Raw genomic sequence first — 26,664 nt, forward strand, 5'->3', positions numbered from 1 at the left:
GGCGTGCGCGTTCTGCGCGCCTCGGACGGGGTCGTGTCCACATCCTTGTGTGCCGATGCCTATGTCCTGGAACTGGCGGGACCGGGTCGCATTGCGGCCCTGTCCTGGCAGGTCGATCACCCGGTCTCGGCGGCGCCGGACTGGGCGCGCAGCCTCCCCAAGGCGTGGAATGATGCGGAAAGGCTCTATGCCCTGGCGCCGGGCCTGACGGTATTCGGCGCAGGGGAGGGTGCGCGTACGCGCCGCATGCTGGAACGGACCGGGTTTGAAACCTTCGAGCTGAGCTGGGCGAGCGGTTTCGATGGCGTGCGCGCCAATCTTGTTGCGCTGGGCCGGCATCTGCATCGCGACGCGGAAGCCGATGAGGCGGTCGCGGCGCTCGACCGCCGTCTGGCGGCGCTGTCTGCGCGCAGCGCGGAACGGGGCGTGCGGCCGCGTGTGCTGTATCTGAGCGCGTCCGGCGGAACGGCCGGTGACGGGACCTATATCGACGCGGCGATCGCGGCGGCCGGCGGGATCAATGTCATGGCAGAGGAAGGCGTCGCCGGCTGGCCGGCCGGCGATCCCGAGACCGTGCTCGCCGTGGACGCCGATATCGTGCTTACGAGCTTCTTCACCGATGGCTATACCGGCCTGTCGAACCGGGCGGTGCGCCATTCGGCTTACCGGCGCGTGCTGACGCAGGGGGCACGCGAAACCATCCCTGCCAGCGACTGGCCCTGCGCCGGCCCGCGCCTGATCGACGCGGCCGAGCGCATTGCCGATATCATCGACGACTGGTCCGCGCAGGTGCCGTCATGAGCGGGCGGGGCTTTCTCGTGGCAGGGCTGGCGGCCGGTCTGGTGGTGGCCGTTGGACTGTCGCTGTTTTGCGGCGGTACGGGGCTGGCAGCAATTGATGGACTGTTTTCCGCCATGCCATCGCTCGACACCCTGATCCTGCGCGAACTCAGGCTGCCGCGTGTAATGCTGGGCGTTCTGATCGGTGCCGGGCTTGGCGGCGCCGGGGCCGTGATGCAGGGCTTCTTCCGCAATCCGCTGGCCGATCCCGGTGTCGTCGGCGTGTCGGCGAGTGCCGGCCTTGGCGCCGTCACGGCGCTGTATTTCGGACTGGCCTCCCTGTTTGCGCTGGCACTGCCGCTCGCTGGTGTGTTCGGCGCGACCGCCGGCGTGACCCTGCTCTTCCTGATCGCGGGGCGCGGCGCGTCTGCAACCACGCTGATCCTGTCAGGTGTGGCCGTGAATGCGATGGCGGGCGCGCTGACGGCTTTGCTGATGAATCTGGCCCCCAATCCGTGGGCGCTGGCCGAGATTGCCTATTGGCTGATGGGGTCGCTGAAAGATGCCAGCTGGACGGAAATCGCCTTTGCCGCCCCGCTGATCCTCGCCGGCCTGGCGATCCTGTCGACGACGGGGCGCAGTCTTGATGCGCTGAGCCTGGGCGAAGAGACGGCGGTCAGCCTGGGCGTGGATCTGAAGCGGCAGCGCCTGACCGTGGTCGCCGGGACCGCCCTGGCCGTCGGCGGCGGCGTGGCGGTGGCCGGGGCGATCGGTTTCGTCGGGCTCGTGGTGCCGCATCTTCTGCGTCCGCTGGTGGCGCACCGCCCCGGAGCCCTGATCCTGCCCTCCATGCTCGGAGGCGCGCTCCTGGTGACGCTGGCCGACCTGTTCGTCCGCCTCGTGTCCGGGCCCGGCATGCCGCTTTATCTCGGTGTGGTCACGGCACTGATCGGCGCGCCCTTCTTCCTCTGGCTGGTTCGCACATCGCAAAGGGTGGCGCCATGAGCCGGCTTGATTTCCAACATGTCGATTTCGGTTATGGCGACCGGCTTCTGCTGCGCCGGACCAGCCTGACCTTCGAGGGCGGCGGTATCGTGGCGCTTGTCGGTCCGAACGGCGCGGGCAAGTCGACCTTGCTGAAACTGGCCGCCGGCCTGTTGCAGCCGGCCAGCGGCAGCGTGGCGCTGAACGGACGCCCGCTTGCAGATCTGCCGCTGCGCGAGCGGGCGCGGATGATCGGTTACCTGGCGCCCGACGGACGTTCGGCCTGGCCGATGACCGTGCGCAATCTGGTTGCGCTGGGACGCGCGCCCTGGCGCCAGCCCTTGCGTGCGCTCGGCGCAGACGATCACGCTGCGATCGATCGGGCCATGGAACAGACCGGTATTGCCGATCTGGCCGGGCGGCGGTTCGACACGCTGTCTTCGGGCGAGCGCGCGCGTGCACTGATCGCCCGGACGCTTGCCGGCCATGCACCCTTGCTGGTGCTCGACGAGCCGACCGCCGCCCTCGATATCCGGCATCAGCTGGGTGTGATGGAGATTCTGCGGGAGGCCGCAAAGGCGGGGACGCAGGTGGTTGTCGCCGTGCACGCCCTCGATCTGGCCGCCCGCTTCGCCGACCGCGTCCTGGTGATGAAACGGGGTGCCGTCCTGGCCGATGGCCCGGCCGAGACCGCCCTGTCCGAAGCGGTTGTCAGTGAGGCCTTTGACGTCCGCGCGCCGGGCGGCATCGTTCCGACCCGTCTCGTGCCGCTTCAGGTCTCGGGGTAGGAAAAACTAGTCGAAGACGATTTCCGGTGCCGGCTTGGACGCCGTTTCCGCTGCAGACATGACGGCGCGGCCGACGCGGGCGAACGCCTTGCCCACGGGGCCATCGTCCAGCGCCATCGGTTCGCCGGCGTCGGAACGGGTGCGCAGATCGGGGTGCAGCGGGATGTCGCCCAGATAGTCTACGCCCAGGGCTTCGCTTTCCGCCTTCACGCCGCCGTGACCGAAAATGTGGCTGCCCTCACCGCAATGCGGGCAGATGAAGACGGACATGTTCTCGACCATGCCGAGAATGGGCACATGGGTCTGGTCGAAGAGATTCATCGCCTTGCGGGCATCGTCCAGTGCGAGATCCTGAGGTGTCGAGACGATCACGGCGCCGTCGACGGGAATGTCCTGGGCGATGGCAAGCTGGGCGTCGCCCGTGCCCGGCGGCATGTCGAGGATCAGCACATCGGGCTGGCCCCAGTCGGTGTCGGCCAGAAATTGCCGGATGGCGCCCTGCACCATCGGTCCCCGCCAGACGACGGCGGCTCCGGGTTTCACGACAAAGCCCATCGACACGATCTTCACGCCATGGGCCATGACGGGTTGCACACCGGCATCCGTCTTCTGAAGCCCAGGCACATCCGTGAGGCCGAAAAGGCGCGGCGCGGACGGGCCGTAGATGTCGGCGTCCAGCAGACCGACCTTCAGCCCTTCACGGGCCAGGGCCACGGCGAGATTGGCGGCGATGGTCGACTTGCCCACGCCGCCCTTGCCGGAGGCAACGGCGATGATGCGCTTTGCGGGTTTGGGGGCAGAGCCGGTCCGCTCCTGCTGACGCTTTTGCTGCTTTTGACGGCCCTGGGCGCCGGCATTCTCGCGATGCGCGGTCATTACGGTGCGAACGCGCCCGATCCCGTCAAGCGCGGAAACGGCCTGTTCGATCTCGGGGCGCAGGCGGTCCAGGTCCGGTTCGCCGGCGACGGGCGGCGACAGGATGATCGTTGCTGTGTCGCCCATGACAGACGCGGCCTCGACGCGGCCCGCATCCACGAGGTTGCGGCCCGACTGGCGTTCGTGGATTCCGGATAGCGCAGTACGCAGGCGGTCGTCCATGGATCAGCCTCCTTTTGCTCAACAGCTAGGGTGTCAGCCGCCGTTCGCAAAGCGCCCGGTGCAGCGCTATGTCATCTGGACCGGGGGGTGGACGAAGGGGCGGTGCCGCGCCAGTGCGCCGAGATAGTCGGCGTCTTCCTCGCGGTAGCGCGCTTCCCACTCGTCGGCGCGTTGATGACCGACGCTTGCGATTTCGACATTTTCCGGTGTCAGCGGCGTTTCCGGCAGGCCGAGGATATTGGCGAACAGACGCACCACCCGTTCGGGCCGACGCACGATATCCTCGTAATAGAGCCGTACGGGCTCGATTCCGATCGCGCCGAACTCGCGTTCCCAGCGCATTTCCTCATCGTGCAGGAATTTGGTCCAGTTGCGGATGGCCTTGGTGTCGTAGAGCACGGCGTCCTGGACGATGCGCGCATCGTCAGTCATCTGGAAGGAGTGCAATACGCCCGACTGGTGGGCCACGTGCATGGAAATGCCCTGGCGGACGATATTGCGGCGCCTGAGGTAGAAATAGCGCATGTCGCGGCCGAGAATCTGCTTGCGGCCGGTTGCCTGGCGGCCCCATAGAAGATGGGCAAGGGCCAGTTCGATGCCGGACACCCCGTTAGGCGAAGCGTGGCGGGCGAGGACGCGCCTGAACAGCATGTCCCAATCGGTCGACCCTGTCTCCCGTGCCTGGTCCTCGGCGAGGGCTATGGCGAGCCATTCACTGGGATATCCGAAACAGCCCGTCTGCTTCAGCAAGTGCGCAAGGAAGGTGCTCCCCGAACGCGGCACCATGCAGATCGCATAGCGGTGCGAGACGTCGATTTCGTCGAGTTCGGCAAACTCGGCAGGATCGGGAGTGCCGTCGCGCCAGATATACTCGAACATTTCGCTCATGGTGCGATAGGGCGTTCCCGATGTGTCGGGGATGAAGGCCCGGTCCGGCGAAACCTGGTTGGAAATGACGTTACGGCGCGGATGCGCGCCATCTGGCGTGGGCGACTTAGTCATGAGCCTGGGGGAAGTTGGATGGTGGGCGATACTGGGATTGAACCAGTGACCCCTTCGATGTCAACGAAGTGCTCTCCCGCTGAGCTAATCGCCCATCCGTCACAAGGGAGCCGGTTATTAGCCTCCGGATGAGCGGAGTGCAAGTGCCGCATGTGCAGTCCTGCTGCCTGATTGCAGTGCTTTCGGGAACCCTGCCAGTCTATGACTTTTTTGCAACATAAATGACGGAAATGCGGCGGCGCCGGCACGAGTGCTTTGTATCCGTTTCGATGTTGGACATAGTGCGCGCTGAGTTGGGGTGACCCAACCGCGTCTGCTCACGGATAGAACAAAAGCCGGAGTGGGCGTCCAGATACACAAAGGGGTACAATCGTGAGCACTTATTGGGACCGCGAGCGCCTTCTGCGCTCGACTATCCTTGCAGGCTTTGCAGCCGCTGGCCTGGCCATTTCTCCGGCTTACGCTCAAGACCAGCAGCAGGACGAGGACGAGCAGTCCGAGGACACCGCTGCGAGCGAAGACACTATCGTCGTTACCGGTTCGCGCATCCGTCGTGATGCGTTCGCCTCCGTGGCGCCGCTGCAGGTGATCGACTCTCAGGAAATCCGCGATGCGGGCCTGATCGACACCGCACAAATTCTGCAGACGTCGTCGGTCGCCCAGGGCGTTCAACTCGACAACACGATCGGCGGCGCCTTCGTGACGGACGCCGGTCCCGGCTCCAACACGATTACGCTGCGCGGCCTGAATCCTGACCAGACGCTGCTGCTGATCAACGGCCGCCGCGTTGCACCGTCCGGTGTGGAAGGTGCTCCGTCGCTGCCGAACGTCGACATTATTCCGACCGACGCTATCCAGCGGATCGATATCCTGCTCGATGGTGCGTCCTCGGTTTACGGTTCGGACGCCGTTGCCGGCGTTGTGAACGTGATCCTGCGCGACAACTTCGAAGGCTTCCAAGTCGGCGCATACACCAACTCGCCGGAAGAGTCCGGTGGCGGCTCGCACCGCTGGAACATGATGGTCGGCGACTCATCCGAGAACGGCCGGTTCATGTTCTCGATGGAATACTTCCACCAGGACAGCCTGCAGGTTAACGACCGCGACTGGAACTACGACCCGACCGACGGCCTGTACTGCTCGCGCGACATCGAAATCGCCGATGACGGCTCGCTGCTGTCCGAGTGCGAAGGCGCGATCATCAACCGCGTTCGTACCTACAACTACTACGTCAACGGTCAGCCGGATCTGGCGTCCTATTACGCCAATCCGGGCCTGTACGGCACCGACGTCTATTCCACGCCGGGCTCGTCCGACACGGGCATCCCGGGCTGGTCCTTCGGCGACAGCACGAACGAAGCCTATCGCTCGTCCTATCTCGACCAGACGACGGACATCATTCCGGACTCCCAGCGTTACTCCTTCCTGTTCACCGGCGACTACACGATCGACCGGTTCCTGGGTCAGGAAAACGTGACGGTGTTCACGGAACTGCTGCACACCAACTCGCAGACGACCTACAAGTCCGGCTATCACGGCCAGCTCTTCCCGACGGTCCGTGCGGACAACCCGTACAACCCGTTCGGCTTCGACGTGGTGCCGATCTTCGCCTCGCCGATCGAGCGTTCGAACATCGAAGTGGAAACGCAGTACACCCGCTTCATGTCGGGTCTGCAGGGTGACTGGAGCTTCGCTCCGTCCTGGTCGTACGAAGTGTTCGGCGGCTACACCCGGTCGATGGGCTACTCGCGCCGTCCGGCTGTTGACGAAGGTCTCCTGACCGCCGTCGTCGCAACGACGCGCGTCGAGAATGGCGAAATCGTCTGCGGTTCCGACGACAACAGCACGATCGAACTGTTCGGCTTCCTGTCTCCGAACAACTGTGTTCCGGTGAACCTGTTCCACCCGAACCTCTACCCCAACGACGGCTCCACGGCGCCGTCCTTCGGCACCCAGGAAGAGTATGACTTCCTGCGCATCGACCGCACCGCGACGACGGTCGTCGACCAGCTGATCTTCGGTGGCTTCACCACGGGTCCGCTGTTCGAACTGCCGGCGGGTGAGGTTTCTGGTGTGTTCGGTATCGAATGGCGCCGCGACACGCTCGACTCCGGCACGGATACCGTGGCGGCCGACGGCCTTGCGGCCGGCTACTTCGCCGACCGTCGTTCGGAAGGTTCCGCTCAGCTGACCGAATACTACGCCGAGCTGGCGATCCCGCTCGTCTCCGGCGTCCGGTTCGCCGAGGACATCTCGCTGGAACTGGCCGGTCGTCTGACCGACCACGAGTACTACGGCCAGAACTCCACCTACTCGGCGCGTGCGTCGTGGGTGATGACCGACTTCCTGACCCTGAACGCCACGATGGGCACGTCCTTCCGGGCGCCGAACCTGCGTGAACTGTTCCTGGGCGGCCAGACGGGCTTCACCTCGGGCTTTGCCGATCCGTGCGTGGTTCCGAACGATGCTCGCGGTCCGGGCAACACCTACGACCCGACCAACGACAATCGTGATGCCGTGGTCCTGGCGAACTGTATCGCCGAAGGTGTGGATCCGACCTCGCTGGGTCTGACCGGTACGCCCTCGATCGAGAGCTTCCGGGCCGGTAACCCCTCGCTGGAGCCGGAAACCTCGGATGCGTACAGCCTCGGCTTCGTGTTCGACCAGCCGTTCACCGACCGGTTCGACGCGTCGCTGCGCGTCTCCTACTTCGCCATCGAAGTCGAAGACTCCATTGCGATCCCGGGCACGGCTTTCTCGCTGGGCCAGTGCTACAACTCGACGAACTTCCCGAACGACCCGTTCTGTGCGCGCCGCCAGCGTGACCCGAACACCGGTCTTCTGACCTTCGTCGACAATACGCCGTTCAACGTCGCGACCCAGGAAACCAATGGGTGGGACTTCAACGGCCGGTTCAACATGGACTTCGACTTCCTCGGCGGCTTCAACTACGACATGAACGCCACCTTCACGAAGTCCGACGAGATCCTGTCCCGCAACACTGCGGAATCGGACCTGAACAACTTCGTCGGCGACTGGGGTAGCCCGGAATGGCGCGGCGCGATCTCCAACCGCTTCGAACGCGGTGACTGGTCGATGCTGTGGCGTGCCCGTTACCTCGGCGAGCAGGCCTCGATCCGCAACGTGGTCGGCGTCGACTACGGCGAGCGTATCGAAGCGGCGTCCGAACTTGGCGGCGACGCCGTCGATAGCTGGGACGCGGTCTGGTACCACGACCTGTCGATCAGCTACGACCAGGACACCTGGGCTGTTACCTTCGGTGTGAACAACCTGTTCAACGAAGAGCCGGCGATCATCGATCAGGATGCATCGGGTGCCACGCTGGGCTCCGGCAACGAAGTGCTGGGTTCGGGTTACGACCTCCTGGGCCGTCGCTTCTTCGCTCGCGTCAGCAAGGCCTGGTAAGACTTCGGTCTGACCGACTTCAAGGATTGGGCCCGCTCGCAAGAGCGGGCCCTTTTCTTTGCGTTGCCTCCAAGCGGGGCTGAAGGTCGGCACCGCTCTCCGGGGCGAAAAAAAACGCCGCCCCGAAGGGCGGCGTCCTGCTGGTCCGTTCCGGTGCAGCCCGCTGTCAGGCAGCCATCACCCGCGCCACCTCGTCGACCAGTTCGCGCAGATGGAAGGGCTTGGAGAGCACCTTGGCGTTGGTCGGGGCGCCGGAGCCGGGGTTCAGGGCCACGGCGGCAAATCCGGTAATGAACATGATCTTGAGTGCCGGATCGATCTCTGCGGCACGGCGTGCCAGCTCGATCCCGTCGACGCCGGGCATCACGATGTCGGTCAGGAGAAGGTCGAACTGCGCCGGCTGTTCGCCGATCGCATCCAGTCCTTCCTCCCCGTCGGAACACACGAGAACCTCGTGCCCGGCCCGTTTCAGGGCCTTGGCGAGGAAGTCCCGCATCGAATCGTCGTCTTCTGCCAGAAGAATTTTTGCCATCTCAGGTCCCACCCTTGCGAAAACTCGAATTGACGGCAACCTACACGCGCTTGGTAAAAACCCGCTGAACGCGCTGTAGCGCTTGACCGGCGGAGTGCAGCTGCCCACTCTTTGACCCATGGACGCTGCAAACCCATCATCGCTCGCCCTGGATGTTTCGGCAAATCCAAATGCGCCGGCCGATGCGGTCCGGGTCGCGCGGCCGTCCGGCCCGGCCCGGCCGATCGTGTTCGCCTCGCCGCATTCGGGGCGGCACTACACCTCGGAAATGCAGTCCCTGACCTGCCTGACCCTTGACCAGTTGCGCCGGTCCGAGGATGCCTATGTGGACACGCTGATCGCCTCGGCGCCGGAGTTCGGCGCCCATCTCGTGACAGCCCAGTTTCCGCGCGTTTTCGTGGATCCGAACCGGGGGCCGTGGGAACTCGATCCGGGCATGTTCTCGGATCGCCTGCCGGATCAGACGGCCCCCGTCTCCCGGCGGGCCGCGTCCGGGCTCGGCGTGGTGCCGCGAATCGGCGTCGAGGGCCGCGCCCTCTATCGCCGCCGCCTGCGCTATGCGGAAGCGCGCAGCCGGATCGAGCGCTTCTACGAGCCCTATCACGCGACCCTCGAGGGTCTGCTGTCGGGCCTGCGGGGCACGCACGGCTTCGTGCTGGCGATCGATATGCACTCCATGCCGGATGCCAGTGCGCGCGGTGTGGACTTTGTCCTGGGCGACCGGTTCGGCTCGTCTTGCGATCCACGGGTTACGGACCGGGTCGAAGCCGTATTGCGTGACCAGGGCTACGTCACAGTTCGGAACATTCCCTACGCCGGCGGCTACACGACGGAGCATTATGGACGGCCTGCCGACGGGGTGCATGTGATCCAGATCGAGATCAACCGCAGCCTTTATCTCGACGAGGCACGGGTCGCGATGGCGCCGGGATTTCCCGGCTTCGAGGCCGAAATGCGCAAGATTGTCAGGGAATTGACTCACACCGACTGGTCCGCCTGCGTGCCGGCCTGACACTACCCATCCTGCGCGAAACAAAAGGCGTGCCTTCGCCCGGCACGCGCTTTGCTCCCCTGTGAGGTGTGCGTCCCAATGCGGCGCATTTCGAGACGCGAAGAACAGGCGGCGAGTAGTATGACGAACGATATCGACCTTCATGTGGGCAAGCGCCTGCGCCGCCGGCGCCGGCTCCTGGGGCTGACACAGCAGCAGCTGGCGGAATCCGTCGGTATCCGCTTCCAGCAGATCCAGAAATATGAGTGCGGCGCCAATCGCGTCAGCGCCAGCCGGCTGTTCGAGCTGGCCGAGTCGCTCGATGTGCCGGTGCAGTATTTCTACGAGGGCCTGTCCCGGCGCGATCAGGTCGACAGCGACACGCGCCTCTCGGCGGACATCCTCTCGCAGAAAGAGACGATGGATCTGATCCGCGCCTATTACCGGCTGGGCGAGCGTCCGCGCAAACGCCTGCTGGAACTGGCCAAGTCGCTCGAGCCGGACGAGCCGGCGAACGACGCTGCCTGATACGGGGTCCGGGGGGACAACGACAAGGCGTCTGGCGTGGCGGCGAGGGCCATGCTAGGCGCCTTTTCATGTCTGGCTACGACCCGTCATACGACCTGGAAACCGCGCACCGGATGGCCGACGCCGCCGGCGCGGCGATCCGGCCCTATTTCCGCTCCGGGCTGGCCGTGGAAAACAAGCTGACGGCGGGTTTCGATCCGGTGACGGCAGCAGACCGGGCCTCTGAACAGGCCATGCGCGATGTCCTCGCGGAACGCGCGCCCGATGACGGCATCCTCGGGGAGGAATTCGGCGAAACGGTGCGCGACAACGCGCGGCGCTGGATCCTCGATCCGATCGACGGGACACGGGCCTTTATCGCCGGGCTTCCGACCTGGACCGTGCTGATCTCGCTCGAGCAGGCGGGGCGGCCCGAAGTCGGTGTCATCGACCAGCCTCATATCGGTGAACGTTTTGCGGGCTGGCCGGGCGGAGCGGCCCTGTGGCATGGCGGTGCGAAGCGGCAATTGCGCACCAGCGGGCGGACCAGCCTCGACGAGGCGATCCTTGCGACAACCGATGCCTATCTGTTCAGCGGCGACGAAGCGGCGGCGTTCGAGCGGGTTCGCCGGACAGCCCGGCTGTGCCGTTTCGGATATGACGCCTATGCCTATGCCATGCTCGCCGCCGGCGGCGTCGATCTGGTGATCGAGAGCGGGCTTCAGATCTATGACGTCCAGGCATTCATGCCGGTCGTGCAGGGGGCGGGTGGCGTCGTGACCGACTGGCGCGGTGGCGATCCGAGCCTCGGCGGTCAGGTGGTGGCGGCGGCTTCTGAGGCTCTGCTTGAAAGCGTTCTGCCCCTGCTCGCCGGCGCTGCGCGCTAGAGCGTGATCAGGTGAAGTGGGAACCGGTTCACCGGTTCGATCATGCGATCACTCAGGATTCTGAAGCGTGGTCAGGTGAAGTGGGAACCGGTTCTCCGGTTCGATCACGCGACCGCTAAGGATTCTGAAGCAGGGTCGGCTCCTCAGGAAACGATCCTGATCTAGCTGTCGAGCAGGATCCTCACCGGTTCGCGGCCGAACTCGATGCGCTCGACCGAGCGGCTGCGCCGGTCGGCCGGTCTGAAAAAGGCGCGGTTCTCCTGAACCGTCAGCGGCGCGCGTTCGCCGTCCCGGTCGACGGCCCAGGCTTCCGGTGCCGCACCGTCGAACACGAAGACAACGGATTCCATCCGGGGGGCAAACAGTGCGGCGACGCCCGCAGCCGACCGGATCGCGCGGTTGGCCTGCTCGACACTCATGGCGAGCGCGTCGCGGGAAAACTCGGTCGCGCCGGGGCCGGAATACTCGAACTGCATCGACAGAGAAAACCCGCCGCCGGCCGGCTGGTTGATCCACACATCCGGTTCGGCATCCAGCGCGGACAGGCCGGGAATCTGGGTGATACGCCCCATGGCATCCAGCGCGAACTGCCGGGTCTCGCCGTCATGATCGTACCACATGCGGATATCCTCGGGCGGTATGCCCTCTGCCGAGATCACCACATAGGCCATCCGGAAATGGCTGCGTTCGGCTTGCGGAATGTCGAGATAGCTTTCCAGGTGCGGAAAGAAGCGCGGCAGGGGGCCAGCGACGCGTTCAACCTCGCTGGCCGTATCGTCCGCGGCGGCGGGCGCCACGCTCAGGAGCGCGGCGCCAACCATGGCAAGGATGCTGCGCATCATTCTTCGGTGGCTTCAGACGCTGAAGCCGGCTTGCGGAACAGAAGGGTCATGCGATCGCTTTCGCCGATCGCGTCAAAATGTTCGCGATCGAAATCCTCGTAGCCTTCATCGCCTTCCTGCGGTGAGCGGCGCACCGGCGGCAGGGTCCAGACACCCAGCGGGTGATCGGCCGTGTCGGCCGGGTTGGCGTTGATTTCCGACGTGTCGACCAGTTCGAACCCGGCTTCCTCGGCCATGGCGATCACATAGGCCTGCTGTACATAGCCATTGGCCGACATCGGATCCTGCTCGCGCGAGGAGGGCAGGCGGTGTTCCACGACACCCAGCACGCCGCCCGGGCGAAGGGCGTCGTAGAATTCCGCGAATGCGCGTTCGGCAAAGCCGTTATTCATCCAGTTGTGGACGTTGCGGAAGGTCAGCACGGCGTCCGCGCTGCCGTCTTCCATGTCCAGACCGCCATCGGCACTGAAGTTCACCAGCTGCGGCTCGCCGTACAGGGCGTTGTTCTCGATACGGGTTTCGAACGCGGCGCGCGAACGCTGCTGGTAGTTGCTGGCAGCGTCTGCCGGGAAGTGTGCGGCGACATAGGTCCCGCCATTCGCAGCGATCCACGGGCCCAGCACATCGCTGTACCAGCCGCCGCCCGGCCAGATCTCCACGACGGTGGAGCTGGGGTCGATCTGGAAGAATTCCAGCGTTTCGCGCGGGTGGCGCCATTCATCGCGTGCGGCCGCCTCACCCCGCCAGTCACCGGCCAGGACGGTCTCGATGTCGGAATAATCCGGCGCGGGTGCTGTTTCGGTTTCCGGCGCGGCAGCCGTTTCGGCGGCGGTTTCCGGTGCAGCCGCTTCGGTATCCGTGTCCGTATCGGTCTGCGAATTTCCGCAGGATACCAGCAACATCGAGCCGCCGAGAAGGGCGGCGAGGGCCTTGGTGCGCATATGGAATTCTCCCTGTCTCCGTTGTCCTGTCCTAGCCAAGCCCGCGCGGCGGCGCAATTGCTTCGCTCGGGGCTTGCGAAATCGTGATCGCCTCCCCAACTAGTCTGCGCAGGTTGCCGCAACGGGACCTGCGGACCTGCCACGGCCAGTGTGCGTGGCGGTCCCCGTCAACCGTCCGGCCCGTCCGGACCTGTTTATCGCTCTGAAGGAGGATGGACTGTTATGCGTACTGTTGATTTTACCCCGCTCTACCGTTCGATCGTCGGTTTCGACCGCCTGGCCGACATGATGGACTCGGCCACCAAGATCGAATCCCAGGGCTACCCCCCTTACAACATCCAGCACGTTGCCGATGACGAGTATCAGATCGAGCTCGCCGTTGCCGGTTTCGGTGAGGAAGACCTCACCGTGGAAGTCCAGGAAAACGTGCTGACCGTGTCCGGCCGGATTGCCGAGAAGACCGACGCCGACGAACGCCGCTTCGTGCATCGTGGTATCGCCGAGCGCGCCTTCGAGCGCCGCTTCCATCTGGCTGACCATGTCGAAGTGACCGAGGCCGGTCTGAAGAATGGCCTGCTGACGATCCGTCTGGTCCGCGAAATCCCCGAGGCCGCAAAGCCGAAGCGGATCGAGATCAAGGCCGGGTCCGGCAAGACCAAGGCGAAGCTGATCGAGGGCGGCAAGACGAAGGCTGCCTGATCGCTTCTGCACTTACGATTATCCCCCGAATGACTGGGCGGCGGACATCTGTCCGCCGCCCTTTTTATTGCCGGGATCGGGATGAAGGCGGCAGGTCAGGCCGCGTTGAGATCCACCGCACCTTCGATCGAGGCCACCTGCTCCAGGAAACGTTCGTCGAAGGATGTGCCGGTAAAACAGGATCCGCCGAACAGGGCGCGGCGCGCATCGGATCCGTCCAGATGCGCGTAGGAAAAGTCCGCGCCGGTGGCTTTCACCTGGCGCAGGTCGGCGCCGCGAAAATCGGTATAGCGTGCGCGGGTGCCCGCCAGCGAGGCCGGCAGGATGCGGTTGCCTTCCAGCAGCAGCGGTCCCAGCTGGCAGTCGCGCAGGTCGGCATTGGACAGATTGGCGCCGGTCAGGTCGGCGCCGCGCAGGTCGGCGCCGCGCAGCGAGACCATGCGCAGGTCGGCTTTTTCAAGCCGTGCGCCCTGCAGCTGCGCGCCTTCCAGGTCGAGCCCGTAAAGCGTGGCGCCGCGGGCGTGGAAGGCGGTCAGTGTCTTGCCGGCCAGCGAGGTCAGTCCGCGCAGATCGGTGCCGTCGAACAGGGACGGTTTGCCTTCGCGACCGTTCGTCTCGCACCACTTCATGTGCTCGGCGATCTGGTTGGCGACCGGGTTGTCGAGCGTGTTCGCGTCGATCCCGACCGGTGCCTCGGTCAGGGCGCCATCCGTGCGCATCCGGTCCTTCTTGGCCATCAGCGTCTTGGTGCCGATCAGGACGGAATTGGTGAAATCGGTATCAGTCAGGTCGGCGCCGGACAGGTCGGCGCCTTCCAGATTTGCGCCCTGGAAGGACGAGCCGCGCAGATTGGCGCGGATCATCCGCGTGCCCAGCAACATCGCGTCGGTGAAGTCGGATTTCTGTGCCGTGATCCCGGCCATCTTCGAGCGGGACAGGTTTGCGCCCGTGAAGTTGGCCTTGTCTGAGTCATTGCCCTGGGTCTTGTGGGTGAGAACCGCGAGACCCTTTTCCTTGTCGATCTGGGCGATCGCGCCCTCGCGCAGGTCGGCCTCGGTGAGGTCGGCGCCGGTCAGGTTCGCACCGCGCATGATCGCGCCGCGCAGATCGGCCCGGCGCAGGCAGGCGCCTTCCAGGCTGGCGCGACGCATGTCTGCGGCAAAGAAGATCGCGCTGTTCAGCGTGGCGCCGGACAGGTTGGCACCGCGCAGGACGGCGCCGGAGAAATCGGCATCGGACAGGTCGCGGTTCGACAGGTCGAGATTTTCAACGACGCAATAGGCAAAGCTCGCACGGGCGCCGCCGGCCTTGCCGGACCACAGACGCTCATGCCGTTCGCAGATCATGTCGACCTGCGCCTGGTTCAACGTCTTGAATTCGATTTTCCGCCCTTGCATTCGCAGGTCCTGTCGGTGGAGACACCAGAGAACCACGCTAGCGCGGGAGAGTTAATACACGGTGTCGCGGCTGTGTTCGGCCCGGCGGGCAAGGCCCCGGTCGACCAGGTCTCGGGCGAAATTTGTATCCGGTGCGATCCGGACACGGGAAAAGCCCTGCTCTCCCAGCTGTTTGAGCGCGGCATCCAGCTCGGCAACCGGGAGCGGGTCCAGCCCGGTTTCATAACCGGCAGTCCGGCTGTCGGCGAAGAGCAGGGGGCGGCCGGTTTCCAGGCGGTGGAAGAAGGCCTCGTAGAGGGCCTGCGCGTCGGCCTCGCCCGGGCCGGTGACAACCGCGATGCCGGCGGCTTCCAGCATGGCGGCGCCGCGTCCGGCAACTTCGTGATAGCGGTCGAGACAGGCGATGACGACGCGCGCGATACCGGCCTCGATCAGGCCGAGGGCGCAGGGGGGCGTGCGGCCGTAATGCGCGCAGGGCTCTAGCGTGACATAGGCGGTACATCCGTGCGCCATGGCAGCCGCATGGGTCAGCGCGACGCGTTCCGCATGGGGACGTCCGCCATCGGCCGTTGCTCCGGTCGCGACGATCTGGCCGTCTTTCACCAGGACACAGCCGACCGCCGGGTTCGGCGCGGTACGTCCCAGCTGACCGCGGGCCAGCGCCAGGGCCAGGCCCATGAAGCGGCGGTCGGCGACGCTGGTCATGATCAGGGCAGGGGCGGCAGGGGCTGGGCGCGGCTCTCATCGAGATAGCGCGCGCCGAGAATCGTGGTGCCGTCCTCGGCGAGATCGATCAGCAGCGGATTGCCGGTCGGGATCTCGACCTCCATGATTTCCGCATCGCCGACCCGGAACAGGAGTTTCACCAGGGCGCGCAGGCTGTTGCCGTGGGCGGCGACGGCGATGGTCTCGCCCTTCTTCAGGTGCGGCAGGATTTCCGACGTCCAGTAGGGTTCGACGCGGTCGAGGGTCAGCTTGAGGCTCTCTGCGGCCGGCAGGAGTTCACGCGGCACATCGGCATAGCGGTCGTCATTGGCCGGGTGGAATTCGTGATCCTCGGCGACGGGTGGCGGCGGTGTGTCGAAGGAGCGGCGCCAGATCTTCACCTGGTCGGCGCCGTGTTTCGCGCGCGTCTCGTCCTTGTCGAGACCGGCCAGGGCGCCATAGTGCCGCTCGTTGAGACGCCAGGATTTCTCGACCGGAATCCACAGCCGGTCCAGGCCTTCCAGGGTGAAGTTCAGCGTCCTGATCGCCCGTTTCAGCACCGAGACATAGGCGCGTTGCGGCTTGAAGCCCGCCTTCGCCAGAAGCTCGCCGGAGCGGCGGGCCTGGGCGACGCCTTCATCGGTCAGGTCGACATCGACCCAGCCGGTGAAGCGGTTCTGCAGATTCCATTCGCTCTGGCCGTGCCGGATGAGGGCGAGTTGCGGCATGTCAGTCTCCTCTTGCAGCGTCTGCGGGCGGTGCCGGCGCAGCGATAGCCCGCCCGCCGCGTGCGGGCAAGGCGCGGCGCCCGCGACAGTCGTCACCGACAAAGTCGGGCATGGGCAAGTCCTGCGCCTTGTGGTATAAAGCCTCCAGTAGTTCCGGGTTTGCGTTTCAGGGATCGTCCCTGCCGGGCCGTCACCTGTCATTGCAGTCCTGCAAGGCCTTTCTGGAAGGCTTGCCGATCCGGCAGATATCGCGGCGTCACGAATGCCTGGTCCCTCTCCGTCCCCCTTACGGACCACGCGACAACGCCGCTCTGGCCGCGCACGTCTCTTCCCCGGACGTGCGCGGTTCTGGTATGGGAGCGCACCTGACCTGTCCGCCCAGCGCTCGCCCGAGGAAATCCCATGCCCGAGTTCGACCCCGCCGCATCGGCCCGCCGTGTCATTGAAACCGAGCGGGACGGGCTGGACCTGCTGGCCGGATCGATCGGCGAGACCTTTGTCGCGACGGTAAACCGGATCGCCGAGATGAAGGGGCGGGTTATCTGCGCCGGGGTGGGCAAGTCCGGCCATGTGGCGCGCAAGATCGCCGCGACGATGGCCTCGACCGGCACGCCCGCCTACTACGTCCACCCCACCGAGGCGAGCCATGGCGATCTCGGCATGATCGGCGAGCAGGACGCCGTGCTGGCGCTGTCGAAATCGGGCGAGACGAAGGAATTGGGCGATCTGATCGCCTATTGCCGCCGCTTCGGTGTGCCGCTGGTCGCCATGACCACAAAGGCCGACAGCACGCTGGGCCGGGCGGCGGATTATCTGCTGGCGGTTCCCGATGCGCCGGAAGCGTGTGGCGAGACCCGGGCGCCGACCACCTCGACGACGCTGATGATGGCGCTGGGCGATGCCCTGGCCGTTGCCTTGCTCGAAACGCGCGGCTTCACGGCTGCCGACTTCCGCACCTTCCATCCCGGCGGCGCGCTGGGCGCGGCGCTCGCATCGGTCGCCGATGTCATGCATGCCGGCGATGCCGTGCCGCTGGCATCCCAGGTGGCACCGATGAGCGAAGTGCTGATCGAGATGACGGCAAAGAGTTTCGGCTGTGTCGGCCTGCTGGACGATACGGGCCGCCTCGCCGGCATCATCACCGATGGCGATCTGCGCCGTCACATGGGCAATGACCTGGTCAACCGCCCGGCGCATGATGTGATGACGCGCAATCCGAAAACCGGACGCAGCGAGGCGCTGGCCGCCGACGCCTTGCGGGAAATGACCGCGGGGTCGCTGAAAATCACCCAGCTCTTCATTGTCGACGATGCCCACAAGCCGGTCGGCATCCTGCACCTGCACGACCTGCTGCGTGTCGGCCTGAGCTGATACGCAGCCGGCCCCGGGGCGAGAACAGGACTGTTTCCACTCGCGAATTGCGCTAGCACAGTCGACTGACAGGCAGGGGAGAGGTTCATTGACGATCCTGGTGACCGGCGCGGCCGGCTTCATTGGATATCATGCCAGCGCGGCCTTGCTGGCGGCGGGTGAGCAGGTTGTCGGTATCGACAATCTGAACGCCTACTACGACCCGGTCCTGAAACAGGCGCGTCTTGCGCGCCTTGAACGGCATGAGGGTTTCCGCTTCGAGCGGCTCGACCTTGCCGACGATGCCGCCCTGATGGCACTGGTCGAGCGTGAGCGTCCCGATCGCATCCTGCATCTCGCGGCCCAGGCCGGGGTGCGTTATTCACTGGAAAACCCCTTCGCCTATGCCCGCTCCAACCTGCTCGGCCATCTGGCAATCCTGGAGGCGGCGCGGCGGCTGGGCGACGATCTGAGCCATCTCGTCTATGCATCCTCCAGCTCGGTCTATGGCGAAACGGCAAGAGTTCCCTTCGCTGAAGCCGATGCATCGGAAACGCCGGCCTCGCTCTACGCCGCCACCAAGCGCGCCGACGAGCTGATGAGCGCATCCTACAGCTCACTCTACGGCATTCCGGCAACGGGGCTGCGCTTCTTCACGGTCTACGGTCCCTGGGGACGGCCGGACATGGCCTACTGGCTGTTCGCCGATGCCATGCTGTCGGGCCGTGCGATCAAGGTCTTCAACAATGGCGATATGGAGCGGGACTTCACCTATATCGACGATATCGTCGAGCCGCTCTGCCGTATCCTGGCCGACGCTCCCGCGCGTGGCCGTCATGCGGTCTACAATATCGGCGGTTCGTCGCCGGTGCGGCTGATGGACATGATCGAGACTCTGGAGCGCGCGCTGGGGCTGACGGCCGAGAAGATCATGCTGCCCATGCAGCCCGGCGATGTCACCCGTACCTTTGCCGATACCACAAAGCTGGAAGCCGATTATGGCTACAAGGCGACGACCCGTCTGGAGGACGGTTTGCCGCGTTTTGCGGACTGGTACCGGAAGTGGCGCGAGGGGACGGTCTGAGCCGAGGAGCCCAGAACAGGATCGTTTCCTGCGGAATCGCCCCTGCTCCGGAATCCTGAGCGGTCGCGTGATCGAACCGGTGAACCGGTTCCCACTTTACCTGGTCACGCTTTAGCCGAAATCCTTCAGCATGGCGCGGGCGGCTTCGCCATGCTCCGGATCGGATGTGGCGTAGGCGAGATTGGCGCGGAAATAGCCCAGCTTGCTGCCGCAGTCATAGGACGTGCCGTCATATTCCAGGGCGTGGAAGTCCTGGCTGTCCATCAGGCGCACCATGGCATCGGTCAGCTGGATCTCGCCGCCGGCCCCGGCGGCCTGGTCTTCCAGCAGCGGGAAGATTTCCGGCTGCAGGATATAGCGGCCGGTGATGAAGAGGTTCGACGGCGCGCTCTCGCGCGGCGGTTTCTCGACCATGCCCTTCATCTTCATCAGCGGACCGGACCGGTCGACCGGATCGATGACGCCATAGGCGGACGGGTCTTCGCAGGGCTCGACGGCGATCACATTGCCGCCAACCCTGTCATAGGCGTCGACCATCTGCGCCAGGCAGCTCCTGGCGGACTTGACCAGCATGTCGGGCAACAGGATCGCAAACGGCTCCTGCCCGATGATGTCGCGGGCGCAGGCGATAGCGTGGCCCAGGCCCAGCGGGGCCTGCTGGCGCACGAAGCTCATCGAGCCCGGCGCCGGCCGGATGCGTTCGAGTTCCTGCAGGATGGTGGTCTTGTTCTTTTCGCGCAGCGTGTCCTCGAGCTCGTAGGCGCTGTCGAAATAATCCTCGATGGCCGACTTGTTCCGGCCTGTCACGAAGACGAAATGCTCGATTCCGGCGGCGCGGGCTTCGTCGACCACATACTGGATCGCCGGCCGGTCGAAGACGGGCAGCATTTCCTTGGGGATGGATTTGGTCGCCGGCAGGACCCGCGTTCCCAGCCCGGCCACGGGCAGAACGGCTTTGCGAATTGGCGACATGTCTTCCCCCGAACGCTGTCAGAACCCTGAGCGAGTTCCAACGCCTAGCCCATGGAAGCGGGACCGTCCAGCGCACCGATTCACTTCGCGTAAGGCACAAGTTTATATATATGAGACCGGGAACAAAGAGGGCGGCCTGATGGGCAAGAAGTATTTCGGCACGGACGGCGTCCGCGGTCTGACGAACACATTCCCGATGACGGCGGAAACGGCTCTGCGCCTGGGCATGGCAGCGGGCAAGCATTTCGTGCGCCACTCAGGGCGCCATTCGGTGGTGATCGGCAAGGATACCCGCCTGTCCGGCTATATGATCGAGTCGGCGCTGGTCGCCGGTTTCACCTCGGTCGGCATGGATGTCTTCCTGTTCGGCCCGCTGCCGACACCGGCCGTGGCGCTGATGACCCGCTCGCTGCGGGCCGATCTCGGGGTGATGATCACGGCCTCGCACAACCCCTATCATGACAATGGCATCAAGCTGTTCGGCCCGGACGGCAACAAGCTGGACGACAAGGCCGAGCTGAAGATCGAAAAGCGCATGGACGGAAGCCTGACCGACGATCTGGCCAAGCCGGCCGATCTGGGCCGGGCCAAGCGGATCGACGACGCACAGGCGCGCTATATCGAGATCGTCAAATCGACCTTCCCGCGCGCCCAGCGCCTGTCCGGTCTCCGCCTGGTGCTCGATTGCGCCAATGGGGCCGCCTACAAGGTGGCGCCGGATGTGCTGTGGGAGCTGGGTGCTGACATCATTCCCATCGGGGTCGAACCGAACGGTTTCAATGTGAACGAGGAATGCGGCTCGACGGCGCCGGCTCGCCTGTCCAAGGAAGTCGTGAAATACCGGGCCGATCTGGGTATTGCGCTGGATGGCGATGGCGACCGGCTGATCCTGTGTGACGAGAAAGGGCGCGTGATCGACGGCGACCAGATCCTCGGCCTTCTGGCGCGTCACTGGAAAGAACAGGGCGAGCTGAGTCAGAACGCGATCGTCGCCACGGTGATGTCCAATCTGGGTCTGGAACAATACCTGTCCGGAATCGGGCTTTCGCTGGAGCGCACCAAGGTCGGTGACCGCTATGTCACCGAGCGCATGAAGCAAACCGGTATCAATCTGGGCGGCGAAGCCTCCGGCCATATCGTGATGCCCGACCATGCGCCGACAGGCGACGGCCTGATCGCGGCATTGCAGGTCCTGCGTGTGCTCAACGAGAGCAAGAAGCGCGCAAGCGAGCTCCTCAAGGTCTTCGATCCTGCGCCGCAGCTGCTCGAGAATGTCCGCATCAAGAAGGGCGTTGCTCCACTGGAGACAGAGGCGGTCAAGAAGGCGATCGAGGCGGGCGAAAAGCGTCTGGGCAATGATGGCCGCGTCCTGGTGCGCGCCTCCGGTACCGAGCCGGTGATCCGGGTCATGGCCGAGGGCGATGAAGCCAAGATCCAGCTGGTCGTTGGCGATATTCGCGCCGCGATCGAGGACGCCGTGAGCTGACGGGCAGAAAATGCTGTACCTCGTCGGCCTTCGGCCTTGCGCCGCCGCATAGGCTCGGCGATACCGGGGCCGACCAGAATAGGAGTGGCGCATGCGCGTGGCGATGATCGGAACGGGCTATGTCGGACTGGTGTCGGGGGCCTGTTTCGCCGACTTCGGACATGAGGTCGTGTGTGTCGACAAGGATGCGTCCAAGGTCGAGATGCTCAAGTCCGGCGGGATCCCGATCTACGAGCCGGGCCTGGACCTTCTGGTCGAGCGCAATGTGCGCGAAGGCCGCCTGAGCTTCACCCAGGATCTCACCGACGCCGTGCGCACGGCCGATGCGGTTTTCATTGCGGTGGGCACACCGTCGCGCCGCGGCGATGGTTATGCCGATCTCAGCTATGTCTATGCGGCCGCCAAGGAAGTGGCCGAGGTGATGGACGGCTATACGGTCGTGGTCACGAAGTCGACGGTGCCGGTGGGCACGGGCGATGAGGTCGAACGGATCATCCGCGAAACCCGTCCGGATGCCGATTTCGCCGTCGTCTCCAATCCGGAATTCCTGCGCGAAGGCGCGGCGATCGACGATTTCAAGCGACCGGACCGCGTTGTCGTCGGCACCAATGACGATCGCGCCCGCACGCTGATGCGCGAGCTGTACCGCCCGCTCTTCCTCAACGAGACGCCGATCGTGTTCACGGCTCGGCGTACCTCGGAACTGATCAAGTATGCCGCCAACGCCTTTTTGGCGATGAAGATCACCTTCATCAACGAGATCGCGGACCTGTGCGAACATGTCGGAGCGAATGTCCAGGAAGTCGCCAAGGGCGTGGGGCTGGACAACCGGATCGGCGGCAAGTTCCTGCATGCCGGCCCGGGCTATGGCGGGTCGTGCTTCCCCAAGGACACGCTGGCCCTGACGCGCACGGCCCAGGATGCCGGTTCGCCGCTGCGCCTGATCGAGACGGTGGTCGAGGTCAATGATGCGCGCAAGCGGGCGATGGCCGACAAGGTGATCGCGGCCTGCGGCGGCGATGTGAAGGGCAAGACGATCGCCGTGCTCGGCGTGACCTTCAAGCCCAATACCGACGATATGCGCGAGGCGCCGAGCCTGGAAATCATCCCGGCCCTGCAGAAAGCCGGCGCGACGATCCGCGCCTTCGATCCGGCCGGCACGGTCGAGGCGGAAAAACTCCTGTCAAATGTCGAGTTCGTTTCCGGCCCCTATTTCTGCGCCGAGGGTGCCGATGCGCTGGTCATCATCACCGAATGGAACGAGTTCCGCGCACTGGACCTGCCGCGCCTGAAGGCGACCATGAAGGCGCCGGTCCTGGTCGATCTGCGCAATATCTACACGCATGACCAGGCCGGGAATGCGGGATTCGAATATACAAGCGTGGGCCGGCCGCACGGCTAGCCGCTTAAAACCTGTTCCGGGGAGATATCATGACCGCCAAGCCGCACGCCGCGCTGACGCCCAATAGCTGGGCGTTCGAGAATGAAGCCCTGATCAAGCCGACGGGCTTTCGCGAATACGATGCGCGCTGGTGGTTCGGCCATCCCGGTTCCGACCAGGCACCCGATCTAAATCTCTATGGCGTCCAGACGCTGGGGATGGGGCTGGGCACGCTGATCCACGAACTCGGTGTCACGCCGAAGATCGTTGTCGGCCATGATTTCCGCTCCTACTCGCTGAGCGTGAAACAGGCGCTGGAAGTCGGCCTGATGGCGGCCGGGGTCGAGGTGCACGATATCGGCCTCGCCCTGTCGCCGGTGGCCTATTTCGCCCAGTTCGATCTGGACATTCCGTGCGTCGCAATGGTCACGGCGAGCCATAATTCCAACGGCTGGACCGGTGTGAAGATGGGCGCCCAGCGACCGCTCACCTTCGGTCCGGACGAGATGAGCCGGCTGAAGGAAATCGTGCTCAATGGCGATGCGAAGACGCGCGCCGGAGGCGGTTATGTCCGCCAGGCGGGTGTTGCCGAACGCTATCTGGCCGATGTTGCCGAAGGCGTCTCGCTGAGCCGTCCGGTCAAGGTTGTTGCCGCCTGCGGCAATGGCACGGCCGGCGCTTTCGCGCCGCAGGCCCTGCGCGCGATGGGTGCCGAGGTAATCGAGATGGACTGCGAGCTCGACCACACCTTCCCGCGCTACAATCCCAACCCGGAAGACATGAAGATGCTGCACGCCATGCGCGATGCGGTGCTGGAACATGGCGCCGATGTCGGGCTGGGTTTCGATGGCGACGGCGATCGCTGCGGCGTGATCGACAATGAGGGCGAGGAGATCTTCGCCGACAAGATCGGCCTGATGCTGGCGCGCGACCTGGCGCCGCTGCATCCCGGCTCGACCTTTGTGGTCGATGTGAAATCGACGGGCCTCTTCACCATCGATCCGGTGCTCAAGGAACACGGCTGCAAGACCGATTACTTCAAGACCGGCCACTCCTACATCAAGCGCCGCTCTAAGGAGCTCGGCGCACTGGCCGGGTTCGAGAAGTCCGGACACTTCTTCCTGCAGCCGCCGATCGGCCGCGGGTATGACGACGGCCTGGTCGCGGCGCGCGCCGTGCTGCAGATGCTCGACCGCAATCCGGACCGGTCGATGGCCGATCTGCGCCGGGCCCTGCCCGTCAGCTATGGCTCGCCGACCATGTCGCCGGCCTGCGATGACGAGAAGAAATACGATGTCGTCGCACGCATCGTGAAGGTCTTCGAGGACAAGAAGGCCGCGGGCGAACAGGTGGCCGGCCGCGCGATTGCCGATATCAACACCGTCAATGGCGTGCGCTTCTCGCTGGCCGATGGTGCCTGGGGCCTGGTGCGCGCCTCGTCGAACACGCCGAACCTGGTGGTGGTGATCGAAAGCCCGAACTCGAAAGAGGATGTGGCGGCGATCTTCGCCGGGATCGAAGGCGTGCTGGCGCAATTCCCCGAAGTCGGCGCCTTCGACCAGACGCTCTAGCTGTAGCGCGCGTCGATCACGGCGTGCAGTCCGGCGTGCCAGTCACCCGGGCCGACATGCCAGACGCGCTGGAGACGCGAGGCGTCGAGCCTTGTGTCGAGCGGGCGCTCGGCCGGTTGCGGCCAGTCGCTGGAGGCGATTTCCGTGATATCCGCGGGGGCCGGCAGGCGGTCACCGGCCAGGGCGGCGGCGGCGCGGGCGAAGTCGGCCCAGTTGACGTGACGTCCGCCGCAATAATGGAACACGCCGGCCGTACCCTCATGCGCTGACGGGTGCGCGTGCGACAGTTTCAGAAGATCGCGCGCCAGATCGCCGGCCCAGGTGGGGGCGGAATACTGGTCGGCGACGATCTTCACCGGCTGGCCCTGTTCGAGCCGGCCGAGAATCGCCTTCAGGAAGGATCCGCCTTCTGCGTCGAACAGCCAGGCGACCCGCAGCGTCACCGCGTCGGGATGGGCCTCGGCCAGCGCGCGTTCGCCGGCCAGCTTGCTCTCGCCATAGACGTTGAGCGGCCGGGTGGTTGCCGTCTCGTCGAGCGGGGCGGGCGCCTTGCCGTCGAAGACATAGTCGGTGGAGATGTGGAAGAAGGGCAGTTCGCGTTCGGCTGCGGCGGCGCCCAGGCGGGCAACGGCCTCGCAGTTGAGCGCCATGGCGCCGTCGCGCGCGGTTTCCGCACCGTTCACATCGGTCCAGGCCGAGGCATTGATCACGGCACGCGGCGCGACATCGTCGAACAGGGCGCCGGCATCGCCGGTCAGGGCGTCGAACCGGTCGCGCCCCGCTGTCACGACATCGCCGCCGCCGGCCCCGGCCAGGGCGCGGGCCAGCTGGCCGCTGGCGCCGATCACCAGGACAGGGCGCGACGCCTGTGTCATGCCGGCAGGCCGAGGCGTTCCTGGCGGTAGACGCCCTCCTGGATCGGCCGCCACCAGGCCTCGTGGTCCAGATACCAGTCGACGGTCTGTGCCAGCCCGGTCTCGAAATCGAGCGAGGGCGACCAGCCCAGCTCGTCCTGCAGTCTGGAACTGTCGATGGCGTAGCGGGCGTCATGGCCCGGGCGGTCGGTGACGAAGCGGATCAGTTCGCGGCGCGAGACCCCGCCGGGGCGGCGGTCGTCGACGATGTCGCAGATCGCCTGCACCACATCCAGATTGGTGCGTTCGGCATTGCCGCCGATGCAATAGGTCTCGCCGGCGCGGCCACGCTCGACAATGTCGATCAGGGCGCGGGCGTGATCGTCGACGAACAGCCAGTCGCGCACATTCGATCCGTCGCCATAGACCGGCAGGTCCTTGCCGGCGAGCGCATTGAGGATCATCAGCGGGATCAGCTTTTCCGGGAATTGCCGCGGCCCGTAATTGTTCGAGCAGTTCGACACCAGGATGTTCAGCCCGTAGGTGCGGCCCCAGGCGCGGGCGAGATGGTCGGACGCGGCCTTGGACGCCGAATAGGGCGAGGACGGATCATAGGCGGTCGTCTCGCAGAACAGGCCCTCGGCGCCGAGCGAGCCGAACACCTCGTCGGTCGAGACATGCAGGAAGCGGAAGGCCCCGGCCTTGTCCGCCGGCAGGCTGTCGCGCCAGGCGCGGGCGGCTTCCAGCAGGGTGAACGTGCCCATCACATTCGTGTCGACGAAAATGCCGGCGCCGGTGATCGAACGGTCGACATGGCTTTCCGCCGCCAGGTGCATCACGGCATCCGGGCGCGCCGTCTCGAAAGCCGCCTTCACGGCCCCGGCGTCGCGGATATCGGCCTTCACCAGCGTATAGCGCTCGTGCCCGTCCAGCGCGGCCAGCGAGGCCGGCGCGGCGGCATAGGTCAGCACGTCCAGATTGGTGACCGTCCAGCCCTGATCCACCAGGCGCAGGCACAGGGCCGATCCGATGAAACCGGCGCCGCCGGTGACGAGTACGCGTTTGCTCATGTCTGCTCCCATCCCTGCGGGAAAATACGGCCATTGCGGGCCTGATGCTCGGCCAGGCGCGGTGCCTGCGCGTCCTTACCAGACAGCACCGGGTCTTGCACGCCCCAGTCGATGCCCAGATCCGGGTCGTCCCAGGCGATCGAACCGTCGTGTTCGGCCGAATAGTATCCGGTCACCTTGTAGAGCATGTGCACATCCGGCGTGCGGGTGACGAAACCGTGCAGGAAGCCCGGCGGCACCCACAGCTGAACCCCGGTCTCGCGCGAGAGTTCCACGGCAAGGTGCTGTCCGTATGTGGCCGAGCCTTCGCGGATATCGACGATGATATCGGTCACCGCGCCGGTGATCACCGAGACCAGCTTGCCCTGCGCCATCGGCGGGGCCTGGTAGTGCAGGCCGCGCAGCGTGCCGGGCCGGGCGGTGAAGGAGAGGTTGTCCTGCACGAAGCGCACATCCAGCCCGGCCTCGTCGGCCAGCCGCCGCGCATTCCAGTGCTCGCAGAACCAGCCCCGGTCGTCGCCGAAGCGGGGCGGGGTGAACAGGAGCGGGCCGTCAATGGCGAAGCGTTCGATCTGCATGGTGTTCCGGTG

Annotated in this window: 25 protein-coding genes and 1 tRNA gene; 13 read left to right on the forward strand and 13 right to left on the reverse strand. The window is 65.3% G+C overall.

Features of this window, described 5'->3' with window-relative positions; all coding sequences use genetic code 11:
• Positions 1–33: 33 nt before the first annotated feature.
• Genes PKE71_RS10930 through PKE71_RS10940 form a run of 3 tightly spaced genes read left to right on the forward strand, consistent with a single transcriptional unit; the run spans position 34 to position 2,551 of the window.
• Positions 34–801 (forward strand): ABC transporter substrate-binding protein, encoded by a 768-nt coding sequence (locus tag PKE71_RS10930; protein WP_271187008.1) that lies wholly within the window; start codon positions 34–36, stop codon positions 799–801.
• A complete protein-coding gene (locus tag PKE71_RS10935; protein ID WP_271187009.1) occupies positions 798–1,784 on the forward strand; it encodes a FecCD family ABC transporter permease in 987 nt (328 codons plus the stop codon). The genes PKE71_RS10930 and PKE71_RS10935 overlap by 4 nt, the downstream gene beginning before the upstream one ends.
• Positions 1,781–2,551, forward strand: coding sequence for an ABC transporter ATP-binding protein (locus PKE71_RS10940; RefSeq protein WP_271187010.1), 771 nt, complete (start codon positions 1,781–1,783; stop codon positions 2,549–2,551). The genes PKE71_RS10935 and PKE71_RS10940 overlap by 4 nt, the downstream gene beginning before the upstream one ends.
• 6 nt (positions 2,552–2,557) lie before the next feature.
• Here the strand turns inward: PKE71_RS10940 and PKE71_RS10945 are convergent, their stop codons facing one another.
• The 3 genes from PKE71_RS10945 to PKE71_RS10955 form a co-directional block, all read right to left on the reverse strand.
• Positions 2,558–3,649, reverse strand: coding sequence for an Mrp/NBP35 family ATP-binding protein (locus PKE71_RS10945; RefSeq protein WP_271187011.1), 1,092 nt, complete (start codon positions 3,647–3,649; stop codon positions 2,558–2,560).
• 66 nt (positions 3,650–3,715) lie between these two features.
• The gene (locus PKE71_RS10950) at positions 3,716–4,651 is read right to left on the reverse strand and encodes a Stf0 family sulfotransferase (RefSeq protein ID WP_271187012.1); all 936 of its coding nucleotides are present in this window, start codon (positions 4,649–4,651) and stop codon (positions 3,716–3,718) included.
• 19 nt (positions 4,652–4,670) lie between these two features.
• Positions 4,671–4,745, reverse strand: a tRNA-Val gene (locus tag PKE71_RS10955).
• Positions 4,746–5,023: 278 nt separating this feature from the next.
• Between PKE71_RS10955 and PKE71_RS10960 the strand changes: the two genes are divergently transcribed.
• Positions 5,024–8,077 (forward strand): TonB-dependent receptor plug domain-containing protein, encoded by a 3,054-nt coding sequence (locus PKE71_RS10960; RefSeq protein WP_271187013.1) that lies wholly within the window; start codon positions 5,024–5,026, stop codon positions 8,075–8,077.
• A 166-nt stretch (positions 8,078–8,243) separates the two neighbouring features.
• On the opposite strand, the gene cpdR is transcribed toward PKE71_RS10960, so the two are convergent.
• Positions 8,244–8,609 carry a cell cycle two-component system response regulator CpdR gene (cpdR, locus tag PKE71_RS10965; RefSeq protein WP_075188630.1) on the reverse strand — a complete coding sequence of 122 codons (366 nt, stop codon included), beginning with the start codon at positions 8,607–8,609 and terminating at the stop codon, positions 8,244–8,246.
• Positions 8,610–8,727: 118 nt separating this feature from the next.
• Between cpdR and PKE71_RS10970 the strand changes: the two genes are divergently transcribed.
• From PKE71_RS10970 to hisN, 3 genes are all read left to right on the forward strand, one after another.
• Positions 8,728–9,621 carry an N-formylglutamate amidohydrolase gene (locus PKE71_RS10970; RefSeq protein WP_271187014.1) on the forward strand — a complete coding sequence of 298 codons (894 nt, stop codon included), beginning with the start codon at positions 8,728–8,730 and terminating at the stop codon, positions 9,619–9,621.
• 120 nt (positions 9,622–9,741) lie between these two features.
• Complete coding sequence (locus tag PKE71_RS10975) at positions 9,742–10,128, forward strand: helix-turn-helix domain-containing protein (protein WP_271187015.1); 387 nt, start codon at positions 9,742–9,744, stop codon at positions 10,126–10,128.
• Between the two features lie 68 nt (positions 10,129–10,196).
• Positions 10,197–10,994 carry a histidinol-phosphatase gene (gene hisN / locus PKE71_RS10980; RefSeq protein ID WP_271187016.1) on the forward strand — a complete coding sequence of 266 codons (798 nt, stop codon included), beginning with the start codon at positions 10,197–10,199 and terminating at the stop codon, positions 10,992–10,994.
• A gap of 161 nt (positions 10,995–11,155) precedes the next feature.
• Here hisN and PKE71_RS10985 read toward each other — a convergent pair whose 3' ends face one another.
• Positions 11,156–11,836: a hypothetical protein gene (locus PKE71_RS10985; protein WP_271187017.1), complete on the reverse strand. Its 681-nt coding sequence runs from the start codon at positions 11,834–11,836 to the stop codon at positions 11,156–11,158.
• Entirely contained in the window at positions 11,833–12,777 is a 945-nt protein-coding gene (locus PKE71_RS10990; protein WP_271187018.1) for a class I SAM-dependent methyltransferase, read from the reverse strand. Before PKE71_RS10990 ends, PKE71_RS10985 begins: the two co-directional genes overlap by 4 nt.
• Before the next feature lie 222 nt (positions 12,778–12,999).
• Between PKE71_RS10990 and PKE71_RS10995 the strand changes: the two genes are divergently transcribed.
• On the forward strand, positions 13,000–13,476 hold the full coding sequence (locus tag PKE71_RS10995) for an Hsp20 family protein (RefSeq protein ID WP_271187019.1): 477 nt from the start codon (positions 13,000–13,002) through the stop codon (positions 13,474–13,476).
• 95 nt (positions 13,477–13,571) lie between these two features.
• On the opposite strand, the gene PKE71_RS11000 is transcribed toward PKE71_RS10995, so the two are convergent.
• Genes PKE71_RS11000 through gpmA form a run of 3 tightly spaced genes read right to left on the reverse strand, consistent with a single transcriptional unit; the run spans position 13,572 to position 16,306 of the window.
• Positions 13,572–14,873, reverse strand: a complete 1,302-nt coding sequence (locus tag PKE71_RS11000) for a pentapeptide repeat-containing protein (protein ID WP_271187020.1) — start codon at positions 14,871–14,873, stop codon at positions 13,572–13,574.
• Between the two features lie 51 nt (positions 14,874–14,924).
• Entirely contained in the window at positions 14,925–15,578 is a 654-nt protein-coding gene (gene ribD, locus PKE71_RS11005) for a bifunctional diaminohydroxyphosphoribosylaminopyrimidine deaminase/5-amino-6-(5-phosphoribosylamino)uracil reductase RibD (protein ID WP_271187021.1), read from the reverse strand.
• A gap of 2 nt (positions 15,579–15,580) precedes the next feature.
• Positions 15,581–16,306, reverse strand: coding sequence for a 2,3-diphosphoglycerate-dependent phosphoglycerate mutase (gene gpmA, locus PKE71_RS11010; protein WP_271187022.1), 726 nt, complete (start codon positions 16,304–16,306; stop codon positions 15,581–15,583).
• A 402-nt stretch (positions 16,307–16,708) separates the two neighbouring features.
• Between gpmA and PKE71_RS11015 the strand changes: the two genes are divergently transcribed.
• Together PKE71_RS11015 and PKE71_RS11020 are read left to right on the forward strand one after the other, a co-directional pair.
• Entirely contained in the window at positions 16,709–17,677 is a 969-nt protein-coding gene (locus tag PKE71_RS11015) for a KpsF/GutQ family sugar-phosphate isomerase (RefSeq protein WP_271187023.1), read from the forward strand.
• A gap of 88 nt (positions 17,678–17,765) precedes the next feature.
• Positions 17,766–18,740, forward strand: a complete 975-nt coding sequence (locus tag PKE71_RS11020; protein ID WP_271187024.1) for an NAD-dependent epimerase/dehydratase family protein — start codon at positions 17,766–17,768, stop codon at positions 18,738–18,740.
• Positions 18,741–18,851: 111 nt separating this feature from the next.
• Here PKE71_RS11020 and galU read toward each other — a convergent pair whose 3' ends face one another.
• The gene (galU, locus tag PKE71_RS11025) at positions 18,852–19,712 is read right to left on the reverse strand and encodes a UTP--glucose-1-phosphate uridylyltransferase GalU (protein ID WP_271187025.1); all 861 of its coding nucleotides are present in this window, start codon (positions 19,710–19,712) and stop codon (positions 18,852–18,854) included.
• A gap of 139 nt (positions 19,713–19,851) precedes the next feature.
• Here galU and glmM point away from each other — a divergent pair, with 139 nt between their 5' ends.
• The 3 genes from glmM to PKE71_RS11040 all read left to right on the forward strand — a co-directional run bounded on the left by glmM (position 19,852) and on the right by PKE71_RS11040 (position 24,150).
• Positions 19,852–21,198: a phosphoglucosamine mutase gene (glmM, locus tag PKE71_RS11030; protein ID WP_271187026.1), complete on the forward strand. Its 1,347-nt coding sequence runs from the start codon at positions 19,852–19,854 to the stop codon at positions 21,196–21,198.
• Positions 21,199–21,289: 91 nt separating this feature from the next.
• Positions 21,290–22,600 (forward strand): UDP-glucose dehydrogenase family protein, encoded by a 1,311-nt coding sequence (locus PKE71_RS11035; RefSeq protein ID WP_271187027.1) that lies wholly within the window; start codon positions 21,290–21,292, stop codon positions 22,598–22,600.
• A 29-nt stretch (positions 22,601–22,629) separates the two neighbouring features.
• On the forward strand, positions 22,630–24,150 hold the full coding sequence (locus tag PKE71_RS11040; protein ID WP_271187028.1) for a phosphomannomutase/phosphoglucomutase: 1,521 nt from the start codon (positions 22,630–22,632) through the stop codon (positions 24,148–24,150).
• Here PKE71_RS11040 and rfbD read toward each other — a convergent pair.
• The 3 genes from rfbD to rfbC are packed head-to-tail and all read right to left on the reverse strand — an operon-like array spanning position 24,147 to position 26,652.
• Positions 24,147–25,025: a dTDP-4-dehydrorhamnose reductase gene (rfbD, locus tag PKE71_RS11045; protein ID WP_271187029.1), complete on the reverse strand. Its 879-nt coding sequence runs from the start codon at positions 25,023–25,025 to the stop codon at positions 24,147–24,149. The two genes, PKE71_RS11040 and rfbD, sit on opposite strands and share 4 nt — an antisense overlap.
• A complete protein-coding gene (gene rfbB, locus PKE71_RS11050; RefSeq protein ID WP_271187030.1) occupies positions 25,022–26,074 on the reverse strand; it encodes a dTDP-glucose 4,6-dehydratase in 1,053 nt (350 codons plus the stop codon). Before rfbB ends, rfbD begins: the two co-directional genes overlap by 4 nt.
• Positions 26,071–26,652, reverse strand: a complete 582-nt coding sequence (gene rfbC, locus PKE71_RS11055; RefSeq protein WP_271187031.1) for a dTDP-4-dehydrorhamnose 3,5-epimerase — start codon at positions 26,650–26,652, stop codon at positions 26,071–26,073. The genes rfbB and rfbC overlap by 4 nt, the downstream gene beginning before the upstream one ends.
• Between the last annotated feature and the right edge of the window lie 12 nt (positions 26,653–26,664).

The organism is Maricaulis virginensis, assembly GCF_027922185.1.
Lineage (GTDB): Bacteria > Pseudomonadota > Alphaproteobacteria > Caulobacterales > Maricaulaceae > Maricaulis > Maricaulis virginensis.

Bases quoted from the DNA above. Each gene is read 5' to 3' on its own strand.
- PKE71_RS10935 (WP_271187009.1), top strand. From the start codon at position 798: ATGAGCGGGCGGGGCTTTCTCGTGGCAGGGCTGGCGGCCGGTCTGGTG.
- PKE71_RS10940 (WP_271187010.1), top strand. From the start codon at position 1,781: ATGAGCCGGCTTGATTTCCAACATGTCGATTTCGGTTATGGCGACCGG.
- PKE71_RS10945 (WP_271187011.1), bottom strand. From the start codon at position 3,649: ATGGACGACCGCCTGCGTACTGCGCTATCCGGAATCCACGAACGCCAG.
- PKE71_RS10950 (WP_271187012.1), bottom strand. From the start codon at position 4,651: ATGACTAAGTCGCCCACGCCAGATGGCGCGCATCCGCGCCGTAACGTC.
- cpdR (WP_075188630.1), bottom strand. From the start codon at position 8,609: ATGGCAAAAATTCTTCTGGCAGAAGACGACGATTCGATGCGGGACTTC.
- PKE71_RS10970 (WP_271187014.1), top strand. From the start codon at position 8,728: ATGGACGCTGCAAACCCATCATCGCTCGCCCTGGATGTTTCGGCAAAT.
- PKE71_RS10975 (WP_271187015.1), top strand. From the start codon at position 9,742: ATGACGAACGATATCGACCTTCATGTGGGCAAGCGCCTGCGCCGCCGG.
- hisN (WP_271187016.1), top strand. From the start codon at position 10,197: ATGTCTGGCTACGACCCGTCATACGACCTGGAAACCGCGCACCGGATG.
- PKE71_RS10985 (WP_271187017.1), bottom strand. From the start codon at position 11,836: ATGATGCGCAGCATCCTTGCCATGGTTGGCGCCGCGCTCCTGAGCGTG.
- PKE71_RS10990 (WP_271187018.1), bottom strand. From the start codon at position 12,777: ATGCGCACCAAGGCCCTCGCCGCCCTTCTCGGCGGCTCGATGTTGCTG.
- PKE71_RS10995 (WP_271187019.1), top strand. From the start codon at position 13,000: ATGCGTACTGTTGATTTTACCCCGCTCTACCGTTCGATCGTCGGTTTC.
- PKE71_RS11000 (WP_271187020.1), bottom strand. From the start codon at position 14,873: ATGCAAGGGCGGAAAATCGAATTCAAGACGTTGAACCAGGCGCAGGTC.
- ribD (WP_271187021.1), bottom strand. From the start codon at position 15,578: ATGACCAGCGTCGCCGACCGCCGCTTCATGGGCCTGGCCCTGGCGCTG.
- gpmA (WP_271187022.1), bottom strand. From the start codon at position 16,306: ATGCCGCAACTCGCCCTCATCCGGCACGGCCAGAGCGAATGGAATCTG.
- PKE71_RS11015 (WP_271187023.1), top strand. From the start codon at position 16,709: ATGCCCGAGTTCGACCCCGCCGCATCGGCCCGCCGTGTCATTGAAACC.
- galU (WP_271187025.1), bottom strand. From the start codon at position 19,712: ATGTCGCCAATTCGCAAAGCCGTTCTGCCCGTGGCCGGGCTGGGAACG.
- glmM (WP_271187026.1), top strand. From the start codon at position 19,852: ATGGGCAAGAAGTATTTCGGCACGGACGGCGTCCGCGGTCTGACGAAC.
- PKE71_RS11035 (WP_271187027.1), top strand. From the start codon at position 21,290: ATGCGCGTGGCGATGATCGGAACGGGCTATGTCGGACTGGTGTCGGGG.
- PKE71_RS11040 (WP_271187028.1), top strand. From the start codon at position 22,630: ATGACCGCCAAGCCGCACGCCGCGCTGACGCCCAATAGCTGGGCGTTC.
- rfbD (WP_271187029.1), bottom strand. From the start codon at position 25,025: ATGACACAGGCGTCGCGCCCTGTCCTGGTGATCGGCGCCAGCGGCCAG.
- rfbB (WP_271187030.1), bottom strand. From the start codon at position 26,074: ATGAGCAAACGCGTACTCGTCACCGGCGGCGCCGGTTTCATCGGATCG.
- rfbC (WP_271187031.1), bottom strand. From the start codon at position 26,652: ATGCAGATCGAACGCTTCGCCATTGACGGCCCGCTCCTGTTCACCCCG.